This is a genomic window from Pseudomonas sp. p106, assembly GCF_003936645.1.
In the GTDB taxonomy this organism is placed as follows: Bacteria; Pseudomonadota; Gammaproteobacteria; order Pseudomonadales; family Pseudomonadaceae; genus Aquipseudomonas; species Aquipseudomonas putida_E.
The window spans coordinates 1-13701 of the sequence record NZ_RHQR01000003.1 but is presented as its reverse complement, the minus strand read 5'-3'; the positions used below and the strand labels follow the sequence as shown (position 1 = coordinate 13701).

Annotated in this window: 14 protein-coding genes; 2 read left to right on the top strand and 12 right to left on the bottom strand. The window is 61.6% G+C overall.

All coding sequences use genetic code 11. The features are described 5' to 3' along the window. From EGJ09_RS04630 to EGJ09_RS04620, 3 genes are read right to left on the bottom strand one after another with little or no spacing between them, the layout of a single operon-like run. Entirely contained in the window at window positions 1–474 is a 474-nt protein-coding gene (locus EGJ09_RS04630) for a hypothetical protein (protein WP_125923359.1), read from the bottom strand. Next, complete coding sequence (locus EGJ09_RS04625) at window positions 471–1118, bottom strand: PilW family protein (RefSeq protein WP_125923358.1); 648 nt, start codon at window positions 1116–1118, stop codon at window positions 471–473. The genes EGJ09_RS04630 and EGJ09_RS04625 overlap by 4 nt, the downstream gene beginning before the upstream one ends. Next, complete coding sequence (locus EGJ09_RS04620) at window positions 1115–1324, bottom strand: prepilin-type N-terminal cleavage/methylation domain-containing protein (protein ID WP_046784650.1); 210 nt, start codon at window positions 1322–1324, stop codon at window positions 1115–1117. The genes EGJ09_RS04625 and EGJ09_RS04620 overlap by 4 nt, the downstream gene beginning before the upstream one ends. 109 nt (window positions 1325–1433) lie before the next feature. Between EGJ09_RS04620 and EGJ09_RS04615 the strand changes: the two genes are divergently transcribed. Then, window positions 1434–1925 (top strand): GspH/FimT family protein, encoded by a 492-nt coding sequence (locus tag EGJ09_RS04615; RefSeq protein WP_046784651.1) that lies wholly within the window; start codon window positions 1434–1436, stop codon window positions 1923–1925. Here EGJ09_RS04615 and ispH read toward each other — a convergent pair whose 3' ends face one another. From ispH to murJ, 6 genes are all read right to left on the bottom strand, one after another. Continuing rightward, window positions 1926–2873 (bottom strand): 4-hydroxy-3-methylbut-2-enyl diphosphate reductase, encoded by a 948-nt coding sequence (ispH, locus tag EGJ09_RS04610; protein ID WP_012316357.1) that lies wholly within the window; start codon window positions 2871–2873, stop codon window positions 1926–1928. It abuts the gene before it with no gap. Window positions 2874–2887: 14 nt separating this feature from the next. Next, the gene (gene fkpB, locus EGJ09_RS04605; RefSeq protein ID WP_012316358.1) at window positions 2888–3325 is read right to left on the bottom strand and encodes an FKBP-type peptidyl-prolyl cis-trans isomerase; all 438 of its coding nucleotides are present in this window, start codon (window positions 3323–3325) and stop codon (window positions 2888–2890) included. Beyond that, window positions 3318–3833, bottom strand: a complete 516-nt coding sequence (gene lspA / locus EGJ09_RS04600; protein ID WP_012316359.1) for a signal peptidase II — start codon at window positions 3831–3833, stop codon at window positions 3318–3320. Before lspA ends, fkpB begins: the two co-directional genes overlap by 8 nt. Beyond that, window positions 3826–6657 (bottom strand): isoleucine--tRNA ligase, encoded by a 2832-nt coding sequence (gene ileS / locus EGJ09_RS04595; RefSeq protein WP_046784652.1) that lies wholly within the window; start codon window positions 6655–6657, stop codon window positions 3826–3828. The genes lspA and ileS overlap by 8 nt, the downstream gene beginning before the upstream one ends. Further along, window positions 6654–7604: a bifunctional riboflavin kinase/FAD synthetase gene (gene ribF, locus EGJ09_RS04590; protein ID WP_125923357.1), complete on the bottom strand. Its 951-nt coding sequence runs from the start codon at window positions 7602–7604 to the stop codon at window positions 6654–6656. The genes ileS and ribF overlap by 4 nt, the downstream gene beginning before the upstream one ends. A gap of 118 nt (window positions 7605–7722) precedes the next feature. After that, the gene (gene murJ / locus EGJ09_RS04585) at window positions 7723–9261 is read right to left on the bottom strand and encodes a murein biosynthesis integral membrane protein MurJ (protein ID WP_125923356.1); all 1539 of its coding nucleotides are present in this window, start codon (window positions 9259–9261) and stop codon (window positions 7723–7725) included. A gap of 250 nt (window positions 9262–9511) precedes the next feature. Here murJ and rpsT point away from each other — a divergent pair, with 250 nt between their 5' ends. Next, window positions 9512–9790, top strand: coding sequence for a 30S ribosomal protein S20 (gene rpsT / locus EGJ09_RS04580; RefSeq protein ID WP_003247625.1), 279 nt, complete (start codon window positions 9512–9514; stop codon window positions 9788–9790). 139 nt (window positions 9791–9929) lie between these two features. On the opposite strand, the gene EGJ09_RS04575 is transcribed toward rpsT, so the two are convergent. From EGJ09_RS04575 to EGJ09_RS04565, 3 genes are read right to left on the bottom strand one after another with little or no spacing between them, the layout of a single operon-like run. Next, window positions 9930–12230, bottom strand: a complete 2301-nt coding sequence (locus EGJ09_RS04575) for a PqiB family protein (protein WP_046784655.1) — start codon at window positions 12228–12230, stop codon at window positions 9930–9932. After that, window positions 12223–12846 (bottom strand): paraquat-inducible protein A, encoded by a 624-nt coding sequence (locus EGJ09_RS04570; protein ID WP_046784656.1) that lies wholly within the window; start codon window positions 12844–12846, stop codon window positions 12223–12225. The genes EGJ09_RS04575 and EGJ09_RS04570 overlap by 8 nt, the downstream gene beginning before the upstream one ends. Next, entirely contained in the window at window positions 12833–13492 is a 660-nt protein-coding gene (locus tag EGJ09_RS04565) for a paraquat-inducible protein A (protein WP_125923355.1), read from the bottom strand. Before EGJ09_RS04565 ends, EGJ09_RS04570 begins: the two co-directional genes overlap by 14 nt. Window positions 13493–13701 lie beyond the last annotated feature (209 nt).

The following is a 13701-nucleotide window of genomic DNA, read 5'->3' as shown; positions in this document are numbered from 1 at the left end:
TCAGTCTTCCCTCAGTCTCTGCCGCCAGAGAATCCGCTGCGGCGCCTGTGTTTGAGCCGCTGGCATGGCATACACCGCCTCCAGTACTTGCCGGGCCGCGAGTTGCCGGCTGACTGCGGTCACCCGGTAAAGCATGACGGGTTCATCCCTCGGCCTATGCGCGGCCCGGGTAGTTAGGCCAAGGTTCTGCAGCTGGAAGTATCCGCTCTCGCTGGTTTGCCATTGCCCCAGCAAGTCATGCGCGCGCGGGGGTGGCAGGCACGCTTGGCACAACCCAGGCGGCGCGCGCTGCAGTTCGGCCTCTGCGACCAGCAGCGTGGCTTCGGCCTGATCGAATGCCTGCAAACCCTCGCGCAGGTAGCCGGCCATGCGCGTTTCCAACAGGGCATCGCGCAACGCCGAAGCCGCCAGCAGGCCAAGCAAAAGGCTGAGGACCAGCGCCAGCAGCAGTACCATGCCACGCTGGCGCTTCATGGCCTGGCAACCGGGTTGCGGATCGCCACACTCATGTCGTAACGCTGCTCGATGCCCAGACCAGGATCGAACAAGGTCAGTTGCACATCCACCCGCTGCCCTTCGGCGGTGTCGACAGGTTCAACGCGCATTTCGCGCACGTGGTCGACCAAGGGCTGAGAGCTGTTGCGCCGCATGAACCTCAGTGTGCTGCCGCGAAGTTGGTAGTGGTGCCGGCTGATGGGAAATGCCAAGGGCAAACCGGGGCTTTGAGCACGCCCCGCGTGCACCTCGGCCTCGCTGATACAATCGGTGTGCAAGGTCCAGTCCGGAGCCCCGGGGTACCCAGGCGGCTCTGCCACTATCAGGCTCAGGCTTGCCGGGCCAACCTGCAAAGGCCGCGCAAACGCTTCTCGCGCAGATGGGTCCCTGAAGTCGCCAGGCTCAAGGCGCAGGCAACCGAACATGCCGGCCATACGGATATCCTGGGCCATACGCAACAATGCCAGACGGGCGTCCGCCTGCATGCGCAACGCAGCAGATTGAAGGAGTGAGCTCTGGTGGGCCGAGATGAAAAGCTGGCTGGCGGCAGTCAGCAGCATCAGGCCGATGGCAAGCGCAAGCATTGCCTCGACCAGGCCGAAACCACCCTGCTCACGCTTCATGGCCGCGGCACCGTCAGCTTGCCAGCGGCCTTGCCCCGTTCAAGCAGCGTATGGGCGCCCAGCGCATCCTGCATATCACGACGCGCACTGTCAGTGGCCTGCAATGCCTGCAGCTGCAACGCTGCGGCAGCGAACATGCCCAGTGCCACCACCGCTACGGCCAACAGTACCTCCAGAAGCGTCATGCCCCGTTGTTTCGTGTGCATCCCTGCACCTCCTGCGATCTTTCCCGCAATTGCCTTGCACCTCGCCGACTGGACCTCTTGCCCAACGACCGTGAAGCTACAGCCAAGCACTTCCAGGGAGGAATGCACGGTGAAGCAACAGGGCGTAACACTGATACAAATGATGTTCGGGCTGGCTATGGCGGCGCTGCTGACGCAGCTTGGCATGCCGGCCTACGCGAAATTGAGCGATGACCTGCACAGGGCAGCAGCAGCCCGCGACTTGGCCCAGGCGCTGCGTAGCGCACGCAGCCACGCGGCCCTGCAGGGCCAGGCGGTAGTGGTGCAGTCTTTGGACAATGATTGGGGCAAGGGCTGGCGCGTGCTGTTGGAACATAACCAGCAGTTGCTGCGCGAGTACCGACTGGCTCGGCCCCAGCGGGTGAAAGCCAATATCGGGAGCCAGGTGAAATTCAGCGCACTGGGTGTGCCATTGGGGAAGAGCAACAACTTGTCAGGGGGGCGGCTGGAGGTCTGTGAGCGCTCGTCTGCAACCAGCCGGCACCGTGTTGTGCTGGCGACCAGCGGTAGGGTCAGCCTGCGCACTGATGAACTGAAAAAGTCCCTGTGCGCAGGCCGCTGATCAGATCAGCGAACGAACCCGCAGCTCTTTGGGCATGGAGAACGTGATGTTCTCCGGGCGCCCGTCAAGCTCTTCGGCGCCCGTGGCACCCCAGGCCTTGAGCTGGTCGATCACGCCACGCACCAGCACTTCGGGGGCCGAAGCGCCAGCAGTGATACCAATCCGCGCAGCCTGGTCGAACCAGCCGCGTTGCATGTCCTCGGCGCCATCGATCAGGTAGGCCGGGGTACCCATGCGCTCGGCCAGCTCACGCAGGCGGTTGGAGTTGGAACTGTTGGGGCTGCCCACCACCAGTACCACATCACACTCACCGGCCAGTTGCTTGACGGCGTCCTGGCGGTTCTGGGTGGCGTAGCAGATGTCGTCTTTGCGCGGGCCGCCGATGTTCGGGAAGCGCGTACGCAGGGCATCGATGACACGGCTGGTGTCGTCCATCGACAGCGTGGTCTGGGTGACGAACGCCAGGTTGTCCGGGTCGCGCACCTGCAGCCGGGCAACATCCTCCTCGTCTTCGACCAGGTAGATGGCACCGCCGTTGCTGGCGTCGTATTGCCCCATGGTGCCTTCGACTTCCGGGTGCCCTTCGTGGCCGATAAGGATGCACTCACGGCCGTCACGGCTGTATTTGGCGACCTCGATATGCACCTTGGTCACCAGCGGGCAGGTGGCGTCGAAGACTTTCAGGCCGCGGCCGGCGGCTTCCTGGCGCACGGCCTGGGAAACACCATGGGCGCTGAAAATGACGATGACGTCGTCCGGTACCTGATCCAGTTCTTCGACGAAGATGGCGCCACGGCTGCGCAGGTCTTCCACCACGAACTTGTTGTGCACCACTTCATGGCGCACATAGATCGGCGGGCCGAAGACTTCCAGCGCACGGTTGACGATCTCGATCGCCCGGTCGACCCCTGCACAGAAACCGCGAGGGTTGGCGAGTTTGATTTGCATGCTCGGCTCCAGGCTTACAGGGCCTTCACCTCGAGGATCTCCACCTCGAAGGTAAGGGTCTTGCCTGCCAGTGGGTGATTGAAGTCGATGGTCACCTGGTTGTCATCGAACGCTTTGACCACACCGGGTAATTCGGTGTTGGCGGCATCGTTGAAGATGATCAGCAGCCCTTCGGACAATTCCATGCCCTCGAACTGGGACCGTGGCATGACCTGTACGTTCTGCGGGTTAGGCTGGCCGAAAGCATTCTCCGGGGCAACCACGACCGTGCGCTTGTCACCGGCCTTGAAGCCGAACAGCGCGGCCTCGAAACCCGGCAGCAGGTTGCCATCGCCGACCTTGAAGGTGGCTGGAGCCTTGTCGAACGTGCTGTCGACGGTGTCGCCGTTTTCCAGGTGCAGCGCGAAGTGCAGGGTAACTTCGGTGTTCTGGCCGATACGGGTGTCAGTCATGGACCGGATCCTCGGACTTCTTGCTCTTGAACATATCCAGCGCCAGCATCACCGCACCAACGGTGATGGCGCTGTCGGCCACATTGAAGGCCGGGAAGTGATGAACGTTCTTCCAGTGCACCAGGATGAAATCCACCACATGGCCCAGCACGATGCGGTCGTACAGGTTGCCCAGCGCCCCACCGAGCACCAGCGCCAGCGCCACGGCCAGCCAGGTCTCGTTGCGCCCCAGGCGCTTGAGCCAGACCACCAGTACGGCGCTGACCACCACGGCGATCAGGGCGAACAGCCAGCGCTGCCAGCCGGAGCTGTCGGCCAGGAAGCTGAACGCCGCGCCGGTGTTGTAGGCCAGGGTCCAGCTGAAGTAGTCAGGGATGACCACGATCTGCTGGTACATGCTCAGGGCGTTGTTGAAATACAGCTTGGTGGCCTGGTCAACGACCAGGACCAGCAGGCTGAGCCAGAGCCATGCAAGGCGCCCGAAGCGCCCCGCTGCAGGGTTAGGCATAGTGGCGCACCTCACCGGAACCGCTCAGGTTATCGACGCAACGGCTGCAGATTTCCGGGTGCTCCGGATGGCTGCCGACGTCGGCGCGGAAGTGCCAGCAGCGGCCGCACTTGGCGTGGCCAGACTTGACCACTTTCAGCTTGAGGCCTTCGACTTCGGTGGCCACGGCATCGGCCGGCGCTTGGGCGAACGGCACCACGCTGGCAGCGGAGGTGATGAGTACGAAGCGCAGCTCATCGCCCAGCTTGCTCAGGTCGGCGCTGAGGCCCTCTTCGGCGAACAGGGTGACTTCGGCCTGCAGGTTGCCGCCGATGACCTTGGCGGTACGCTGGTTTTCCAGCTCCTTGTTGACCGCAGCCTTGACCGCCATCACGCGGTCCCAGTAGGCGCGATCCAGCTCGGTGCCTTCCGGCAGCTCGCTCAGGCCCTGGTACCAGCCGTTGAGCATGACCGACTCGTTGCGCTCGCCCGGCAGGTACTGCCAGATTTCATCGGCGGTGAAGGCCAGGATCGGCGCGATCCAACGCACCAGCGCTTCGCTGATGTGGTACAGCGCGGTCTGGCAGGAACGACGGGCGACACTGTTGGCGCCAGTGGTGTACTGGCGGTCCTTGATGATGTCGAGGTAGAAGCCGCCCAGTTCCTGCACGCAGAAGTTGTGGATCTTCGAGTAGACATTCCAGAAACGGTACTCGCTGTAGTGCTCTTCCAGCTCGCGTTGCAGCAGCAGGGTACGGTCCACTGCCCAGCGGTCCAGGGCCAGCATGTCCTCTGGGGCCAGCAGGTCGCGGGCCGGGTCGAAGCCGGACAGGTTGGAAAGCAGGAAACGTGCGGTGTTGCGGATACGACGGTAAGCGTCGGCGCTGCGCTGCAGGATCTGCTCGGAAACGGCCATCTCACCCGAATAGTCGGTGGCCGATACCCACAGGCGCAGGATGTCGGCACCCAGGGTGTTGTTGACCTTTTCCGGCTCGATGGTGTTGCCCAGCGATTTGGACATCTTGCGGCCGCTTTCGTCCACGGTGAAACCGTGGGTCAGCAGTTCGCGGTACGGCGCGTGGTTGTCGATGGCGCAACCGGTCAGCAACGAGGAATGGAACCAGCCACGGTGCTGGTCGGAGCCTTCCAGGTACAGGTCCGCACGCGGGCCGGTGGCGTGGCCGATGTCGTGCGAGCCGCGCAATACGTGCCAGTGGGTGGTGCCGGAGTCGAACCACACGTCCAAGGTGTCGGTGATCTTGTCGTACTGGCCGGCTTCATCACCGAGCAGTTCGGCGGCGTCCAGCTTGAACCAGGCCTCGATGCCTTCCTGTTCGACGCGTTTGGCCACGGCTTCCATCAGCTCGACGGTGCGCGGGTGCAGTTCGCCGGTCTGCTTGTGCAGGAAGAACGGGATCGGCACACCCCAGTTGCGCTGACGCGAGATGCACCAGTCCGGGCGATTGGCGATCATCGAGTGCAGGCGCGCCTGGCCCCAGGCCGGGACGAACTGGGTGTCTTCGATGGCTTTGAGCGCGCGCTCACGCAGCGGCTCGCCAGTGCTTGGCTGCTTGTCCATGCCGACGAACCACTGCGCGGTAGCGCGGTAGATCAGCGGGGTCTTGTGGCGCCAGCAGTGCATGTAGCTGTGGCTGATGGTTTCGGTGTGCATCAGCGCACCGACTTCGCTCAGCTTTTCGACGATGGCCGGGTTGGCCTTCCAGATGAACTGGCCGCCAAAGAACTCCAGCGACTCGACATACACACCGTTGCTCTGCACCGGCGTGAGGATATCGTCGTTGACCATGCCGTAGCGCTTGCAGGTGACAAAGTCGTCTTCACCGTAGGCTGGCGCGGAGTGGACCACACCGGTACCTGCGCCCAGCTCGACGTAGTCGGCCAGGTAGACAGGCGACAGGCGGTCGTAGAAGGGGTGACGGAAATTGACCAGCTCCAGGGCCGAGCCTTGGGCGGTGGCGATGACCGAGCCTTCCAGGTTGTAGCGCGTGAGGCACGACTCGACCAGTTCTTCGGCCAGCACCAGCAGACGCTCGCCGGTATCGACCAGAGCGTACTTGAACTCCGGGTGGATGTTCAGCGCCTGGTTGGCGGGGATGGTCCACGGGGTGGTGGTCCAGATCACGATGGCAGCGGGCTTGGCCAGCGCCGGCAGGCCGAACGCGGCAGCCAGTTTGTCAGCGTCGGCGACCGGGAAGGCCACATCGATGGTCTGCGACTTCTTGTCGGCGTACTCGACCTCGGCTTCTGCGAGTGCGGAGCCGCAATCGAAGCACCAGTTCACAGGTTTGAGGCCCTTGAACACGAAGCCCTGCTTGACCATTTCGGCCAGGGCACGGATTTCACCGGCCTCGTTGGCGAAATTCATGGTCTTGTACGGGTTGTCCCAGTCACCCAGCACACCCAGGCGGATGAACTCGGTCTTCTGCCCTTCGATCTGCTCGGCAGCGTACTCGCGGCACAGCTCACGGGTGCGGTCGGCCGTCAGGTGCTTGCCATGGGTGACTTCGACCTTGTGCTCGATCGGCAGGCCGTGGCAGTCCCAACCCGGTACGTAAGGCGCGTCGAAGCCGGACAGGGTCTTGGAGCGGACGATCATGTCCTTGAGAATCTTGTTCAGCGCATGACCGATGTGAATCTTGCCGTTGGCATAGGGCGGGCCGTCGTGCAGGACGAACTTCGGACGATCCTTGCCAATTTCGCGCAGCTTCTGGTACAGGCCAATGCTGTCCCAGCGCTGCAGGATCTGCGGTTCGCGCTGAGGCAGGCCGGCCTTCATGGGGAAGGCGGTGTCCGGAAGGTTTAGCGTGGCTTTGTAGTCGGTCATTTCAGGCTCTTGGTTAGCGGTTGAGCGTGCCAATGTGCACGTGCGGCGGCGATATCCGCATCGATCGCCGACTTCAGCGCCTCCAGGGAGGCGAATCGCTGCTCTTCACGCAGCTTGTGGTGGAATTCCACCGTCAGGCGCCGGCCATACAGATCGCCGGCATAATCCAGTAGATGAATTTCAAGGTGCGGGCGGCCGTCGCCGGCCACGGTGGGGCGCACCCCGATGTTGCCGACACCCGGCCAGGCCTTGCCGTCGATTTCGATGCTGGCCAGGTAGACCCCGGACAACGGTACGCGACGGCGCTTGAGCTGGATGTTGGCGGTGGGCGTGCCGAGCTGGCGGGCCAGCTTCTGGCCGTGCAATACGCGCCCGGTAATGCTGTAGGGGCGGCCCAGCAAGTGCTCGGCGAGCTCGAAGTTGCCTTCGGACAACGCCTGGCGTACCTCAGTACTGCTGACCCGTAAACCGTCCTGGATCACCGTGTTGGCGGCCTCGACGGTGAAACTGTACTGCTTGCCGGCTTCGATCAGGAAGGTGAAATCGCCAGCGCGGTCGCAGCCAAAGCGGAAGTCGTCGCCCACTTCAAGGTGGCGCACGCCCAGGCCATCGACCAGGATCGCCTCGACGAATTCATCGGCGCTCAGGTTGCTCAGGCGCTGGTTGAACGCCAGGCACAAGACCCTATCGATACCTTCGCCAGCCAGCAGCTCGACCTTGTCGCGCAGGCGCGCCAGCCGGGCGGGCGCGGTGTCCGGAGCGAAGTACTCGCGCGGCTGCGGCTCGAAGATCACCACGCACGTAGGCAGGCCAAGTGCCTGGCCGCGCTCGCGCAGACGCGCCAGGATTGCCTGGTGGCCGCGGTGAACCCCGTCGAAGTTGCCAATGGTGGCGACACAGCCCCGGTGCTCGGGGCGCAGGTTGTGAAGACCTCGAACCAGCTGCATAACGCGCTTCTTGCTCATAAAGTGGCCGATTATAACCACACCCGGGCGCTGGTGACAGGCAGCAGCGCCCCGGTGCAGCGTGGAAAACGAAAAACCGACGCCTGACCCGCCATCCAGCTCAGTGCAGGGCCTTGCGGGCGAAATGCCGGGGCCTGAAGCCGCACAGGTAAAGGCAACCGAAATAGGTCACGATACCGGCCGCGATCAACGCCCCAAGGCGCACGAAACGCTCGAACATGTTGCCTTGCTCCCACGCCGGCAGGTAGTGCATGCCCACCAGCAGTACCGCCACCATCAGCGCTACCGCCAGCACGAGTTTAAGCAGGAATAGCGTCCAGCCCGGTTGCGGCTGGAACAGCTGCTGGCTGCGCAGCTTCCAGAACAGCAGGCCCGCATTCAGGCAGGCGCCCAGGCTGATCGCCAGGGCCAGGCCGGCGTGCTGCAGCGGGCCGACCAGGGCCAGGTTGAACAGTTGGGTGCAGATGAGGGTGAAGATCGCGATCCGCACGGGCGTACGAATATTCTGCTGCGCATAGAAGCCCGGTGCCAGTACCTTGACCAGAATGATCGCCAACAGGCCTACCGAATAGGCGATCAGTGCCTGCTGGGTCATCGCCGCATCGAAGGCGCTGAACTTACCATACTGGAACAATGCAACGGTCAGCGGCTCGGCGAGTATCGCCAGGGCCAGTGTGCAGGGCAGCACCAGCAGGAAGCACAGGCGCAGGCCCCAGTCGAGGATCCGCGAATACTCCTCGCGGTCCTTGTTGGCGTAGGTCTTGGCCAACGTCGGCAGCAGGATGGTACCCAGGGCAACGCCAAGCACGCCCGAGGGCAACTCCATCAGACGGTCGGCGTAGTACATCCAGGACACCGAGCCGGCCACCAGGAAGGAGGCGAAGATGGTGTTGATGATCAGCGAAATCTGGCTGACCGAAACGCCGAGAATGGCCGGCAACATCTGTTTGAGCACGCGCCACACGCCGGAGTCACGCAGGTTCAGGCGCGGCAGCACGAGCATGCCGATTTTTTTCAGTGCCGGCAGCTGGTACAGCAACTGCGCCAGGCCTCCGGCCAGCACGCCCCAGGCCAGTGCCATGATGGGCGGGTCGAAATACGGCGTGAGCAGCAGGGCGAAGATGATCATCGCCACGTTGAGCAGGGTCGGCGTGAAGGCCGGGACCGAGAAACGGTTCCAGGTATTGAGGATCGCACCGGCCAGGGACGACAGTGAGATCAGCAATATATAAGGAAAGGTCACCCGCAGCAGGTCGGTGGTCAGCTGGTATTTCTCGGCATCGTCCGCAAAACCGGGCGCGGTGGCCCAAACCACCCAGGGTGCCGCAAGCACGCCAATCACCGTGACCAGGGCCAGGACCAGCGTCAGCAGGCCGCTGATATAGGCGATGAAAGTGCGCGTCGCCTCCTCGCCCTGCTGGGTCTTGTATTCGGCAAGGATCGGCACGAACGCTTGGGAGAAGGCCCCCTCGGCAAAAATCCGCCGCAGCAGGTTGGGCAACTTGAAGGCGATGAAAAAGGCGTCGGTAGCGATGCCGGCGCCGAAAACACGGGCCAGGATGGTGTCACGCACGAACCCCAGCACCCGGGAAATCATGGTGATGGAGCTGACTGCAGCCAGGGATTTGAGCAGGTTCATCGAAAAGATTCACGCCAAGGGCAGAGGACGCTGCCAGACAGCGTCCGAATGTGCGATACTCCCGCGCCTTCGCAGGGGAGCCAAAAATTCCCGAGTTTACAGGTCGTGCAGCAGAAAGGAATATTTCCCTCCTGTTGGTACACCGCTCGGCGGAACCCTGCAGGTGGCCTTGACATCCGGTCAACTGATCGGCATGATTCGCGGCCTATTTTGTTTGCTATTTACCTAAAGTCTTTCGAGGAGCTCGACGGTGGCCAACACACCTTCCGCCAAGAAACGTGCAAAACAGGCTGAGAAGCGTCGCAGCCACAACGCCAGCCTGCGTTCCATGGTCCGCACCTACATCAAGAATGTAGTCAAAGCCATCGACGCAAAAGACGCCGAAAAAGCGCAAGCCGCTTACGTTCTGGCTGTACCTGTAATCGACCGTATGGCCGACAAGGGTATCATCCACAAGAACAAAGCTGCTCGCCACAAAGGCCGTCTGAATGGCCACATCAAGGCGCTGAAAGAAGCTGCAGCTGCCTAAGCGACGCTTGTCGAAAAACCGACCCTAGGGTCGGTTTTTTATTGCCTGCGATTTGATGATGCTTGTGTTGCCAGTTACGGCCTCATCGCCGGCAAGCCGGGCCCCACAAAAGCGATAGGGCCGCATAGCGGCCCCTGCATTACTTGGCGATCTGGATCTTCGGTGCCCACTGCAGCCAGGCGTCCTCGGGCTTGTCGAACAAGGCAAAGGTCTGCTGCGGCCGCGCCGGGTTACCCATCTGCTCGCCATCAGGCGTGGCGAATGCAATACCACCGTCGATGAGGGTCTCCAGCGACTCGGTGCGCACAGTGGCGCCTTTGAACAGGCCCCAGTCGAAACCGAAGCCGCTGCTGTTCCAGAACCGGCTGCCACCGCGCACCAGCGCGGCATAGCGTGGCTCGATCAGGATGTGAATCAGCACGCGGTCTGCCGTCTGGCCCAACTCGAAGCCCGTTACCTTACCCACCGCGACCTCACGGTAGGTCACCGGCACGCCCGGCTTGATCGACCCCCTGCGCGGGGCGCTGAGGGTCAATGGCAGGCCGACTTCCACCCCGGTGACCTCAGGCGCGTCAGCCAAGGCTATGAAATCACGCTGCGGGCCTTTGTCCTTAACAGCGGGCTGCACTTCCAGGTACTGGCCGCCAATCAGGGTATCGAGGTTTTCTGTACGCACCAAGCCAAGGGCCGGCTTGACCACCCAGAACTGCGTCCCTGCACGGGCGATGCGGTCTGCCGCTTCGGTGATACGCGCGCGCAACAACACAGCCTGCAGGTCTTTGGTCAGGTCGACACTCTCGACACTACCAACATCCAGGCCACGGAAACGGATGGGCGTTCCCGGCTTGAGGCCATCTGCACGGTCTACACGGATGGTTATCAGCGTGCCGGCACGGTTTACCGCCTCCTGGCTGTCGTGCAGCCGGAACCTTGGAATATGGCGCTTGAGGGCTACGTTCGGCGTTGGCGTGTCGAAGGCGATGCCACCGGCCATCAGGGTCTGCAGCGACTCACTCTTTATCTTGATGCCCGACAGGCCACCGGTGAGGGTAATGCCGCTGACGTTCCAGAAACGCGAAGAGCCATTGACCAGGTTCTCGTACTCCTTTTCGATGTGCACACCGATCAGGATGCGATTGCTGTTGCGGGCGAACTGGTAGCTCTGCACGCTACCAACCTTGACCTGGCGATACATCACCGGGCTACCGACCTCCAACGAGCCCAGCGTATCGGCGAACAGCACCATGTGCAGGCCAGGCGCCTTGAGGTCCAGCGGCGGTGCCTTGGCCCTTGCTTCGAACTCGCGCTGCGGCGTGGCCCCCTTCTCACCCGGGCGAATGGCAATGTAGTTACCCTTCACCAAGGCCTCCAGGCCTGTGATACCCGCCAGTGAAATGGAAGGTTTGACCACCCAGAACTGCGTGCCATCGACCAGATAGTCTTCGGTCAGGGGGTCCAGGGTCAGCTCAGCCATGGCGCTGCCAAGGTTGTTTTCCATCTTCAGGGCTTTCAGCGAACCGACTTGAATGCCTTTGTACATGACCGGGGTGCGCCCCGCCTGCAGTCCCTCATAGTCGCTCAGCTTGACCTTCACACGGATACCCGCCTGGGCGGCATCGAAATCTTCGTACAAGCGGAATGGCAGGCTCGGGTCGGTGGGCGGGCTATCCTTGCGGTATTCCGGTGTAGCAAAGGCGATACCACCGGCAACGATGCTGGAGAGGGATTCGCTGCGTACTTTTACCCCGGACAGCCCGGCATCGATGCTGATGCCGCTGGCATTCCAGAAGCGCGTGTGTTTGCGCACCAGGCTGGCATAAGCCGGCTCGATGAACACTTTGACCTCAACCGTGCTCTGATCCTCGGAAAGGCGATAGCTCTTTACCCGGCCAACCTGGATCTGCTTGTAGAACACAGGGCTATCGCGGTTGAGCGAGCCCAAGCGATCGGCCTTGAGCGTAAGGTGCAGGCCCGGTTCGCTGTCCGAAAGCGGTGGCGCCACCTTCAATGCCTTGAAGCGCTTGGTTCGCTCACCTTCGCCAGGGCTGACGGCAATGTAATTCCCTGACACCAATGTCTCGAGACCCGAGATACCCGCCAGCGTGACACTGGGCTTGACCAGCCAGAACCGTGTCCCTTTGGTAAGGTGAGGCTCTGCGTCTTTGTTCATCTCGATAGTGGCAATGACACCTTGGTTTTCGCCCTCGGCATCGAGCACCAGGCTTTTTACCTTGCCCACGGGCATGCCTTTGTAGATGACTTCGGTTTTGTTGGCGACGATGCCCTCACCGCTCTCGAAACGAACCTCGATTTCCACACCCGCATCACGGTAGGCCTGCCAGGCCAGCCACCCTCCAATCATCAAAGCGATCAGCGGCAGAATCCAGATGGCCGACCAGTTGGAGGCGGGCCGGGTTTTAGCCGTTGGCATGTCACTCATGGTCGTCATCCGACTCCGTGTTATCCCAAATCAGTCGGGGATCGAAAGTTAAAGCAGCGAGCATCGTGAGAATCACCACAGTAGCGAAGGCGACAGCGCCCAGGTTGGCTTCGACACTGGCGATACGGCCGAAATTCACCACCGCCACCAAGATGGCGATGACGAAGATGTCCAGCATGGACCAGCGTCCTATGAACTCGATGAACCGATACATCAAGATGCGTTGCCGCGCTGACAAGGGTTGGCGGCGCTGCACCGAATACAACAACAAACCGATGCCCACCAGTTTGAAGGTGGGCACCAGAATACTGGCAATGAACACCACTGCGGCAATGGGCAACATGCCATGCTTGAGCAGGGTAATGACGCCGGACATGATCGTGTCCGGGCTGCCCTGCCCCAATGTACTGACAGTCATGATCGGCAGCACGTTGGCAGGTATGTACAGGATCGAGGCAGCGATGAGTAGCGCCCAGGTACGGACGATACTGTTGGGCCGACGTGCATGCACAATCGCGCCACAGCGCGTGCAGGTCTGCGACTTGCTCTCGGAATCCTGTCGATTCAGTTCATGACACTCATTGCAGACCATAATGCCCGCATCAATCGCCCGCATGCAGATCCTCCCCTGACAGCGCACTCCAGATCTGGTGTGGAGACATCACCACTTCAAGCCAAACCTGAATCAGCAACAGGCTTATGAAGCAAAACAACCCTAGCCCTACGGTCAGCTCGGCAAGGTCGACCAGCTTCACGATTGCGACCAATACGCCCATGAAGTAGACCTCGAGCATGCCCCAGTCACGCAAATGATGATAAATGCGATAGAACAACAGCCCGTAGCTACGCCCGACGTTCAGGCGGATGCTCAATAGCACCATGAGCTGGCACATCAGCTTGAGAAACGGAACCGCCATGCTGCACAGGAACACCACGACAGCGACACCGCGCATTTCGGAGTTGTACAAGCCCAGCACGCCACTCCACACCGTATCGTCTGAAGTCTGGCCAAGCAGGTGCAGCTGCATGATTGGCAGGAAGTTGGCAGGCACGAAGAGCAGTAGCGCGGTCAGCACCAGTGCCAGGCTGCGATTGACCACATTGTGCCGGTGAGCGTATAGCTCATAACCACAGCGGGGGCACTGCGCCTTTTCATCGTGTTGCAGTTGGGGCTTGCGCATCAGCAGGTCGCATTCATGGCACGCGACCAGCTCGTCCAGCGGCAACTGCTCTAGCGCTTGGGTTTCGACTGGGTTGGGCATCTCGAGGTTCTGAATAGGTACGTCGGCTCTATTCTAGTGATACAGCTCGAAATGTGGGAGCCGACTTTCGGGAAACGGAGCTGGAAAGACAAAACCCCTACCTGCTCGCGCAGATAGGGGTTTTGCGAAATGAATCTTGACGATGACCTACTCTCACATGGGGAAACCCCACACTACCATCGGCGATGCATCGTTTCACTACTGAGTTC

Bases quoted from the DNA above. Each gene is read 5' to 3' on its own strand.
- EGJ09_RS04630 (WP_125923359.1), bottom strand. From the start codon at position 474: ATGAAGCGCCAGCGTGGCATGGTACTGCTGCTGGCGCTGGTCCTCAGC.
- EGJ09_RS04625 (WP_125923358.1), bottom strand. From the start codon at position 1,118: ATGAAGCGTGAGCAGGGTGGTTTCGGCCTGGTCGAGGCAATGCTTGCG.
- EGJ09_RS04620 (WP_046784650.1), bottom strand. From the start codon at position 1,324: ATGCACACGAAACAACGGGGCATGACGCTTCTGGAGGTACTGTTGGCC.
- ispH (WP_012316357.1), bottom strand. From the start codon at position 2,873: ATGCAAATCAAACTCGCCAACCCTCGCGGTTTCTGTGCAGGGGTCGAC.
- fkpB (WP_012316358.1), bottom strand. From the start codon at position 3,325: ATGACTGACACCCGTATCGGCCAGAACACCGAAGTTACCCTGCACTTC.
- lspA (WP_012316359.1), bottom strand. From the start codon at position 3,833: ATGCCTAACCCTGCAGCGGGGCGCTTCGGGCGCCTTGCATGGCTCTGG.
- ileS (WP_046784652.1), bottom strand. From the start codon at position 6,657: ATGACCGACTACAAAGCCACGCTAAACCTTCCGGACACCGCCTTCCCC.
- ribF (WP_125923357.1), bottom strand. From the start codon at position 7,604: ATGCAGCTGGTTCGAGGTCTTCACAACCTGCGCCCCGAGCACCGGGGC.
- murJ (WP_125923356.1), bottom strand. From the start codon at position 9,261: ATGAACCTGCTCAAATCCCTGGCTGCAGTCAGCTCCATCACCATGATT.
- EGJ09_RS04575 (WP_046784655.1), bottom strand. From the start codon at position 12,230: ATGAGTGACATGCCAACGGCTAAAACCCGGCCCGCCTCCAACTGGTCG.
- EGJ09_RS04570 (WP_046784656.1), bottom strand. From the start codon at position 12,846: ATGCGGGCGATTGATGCGGGCATTATGGTCTGCAATGAGTGTCATGAA.
- EGJ09_RS04565 (WP_125923355.1), bottom strand. From the start codon at position 13,492: ATGCCCAACCCAGTCGAAACCCAAGCGCTAGAGCAGTTGCCGCTGGAC.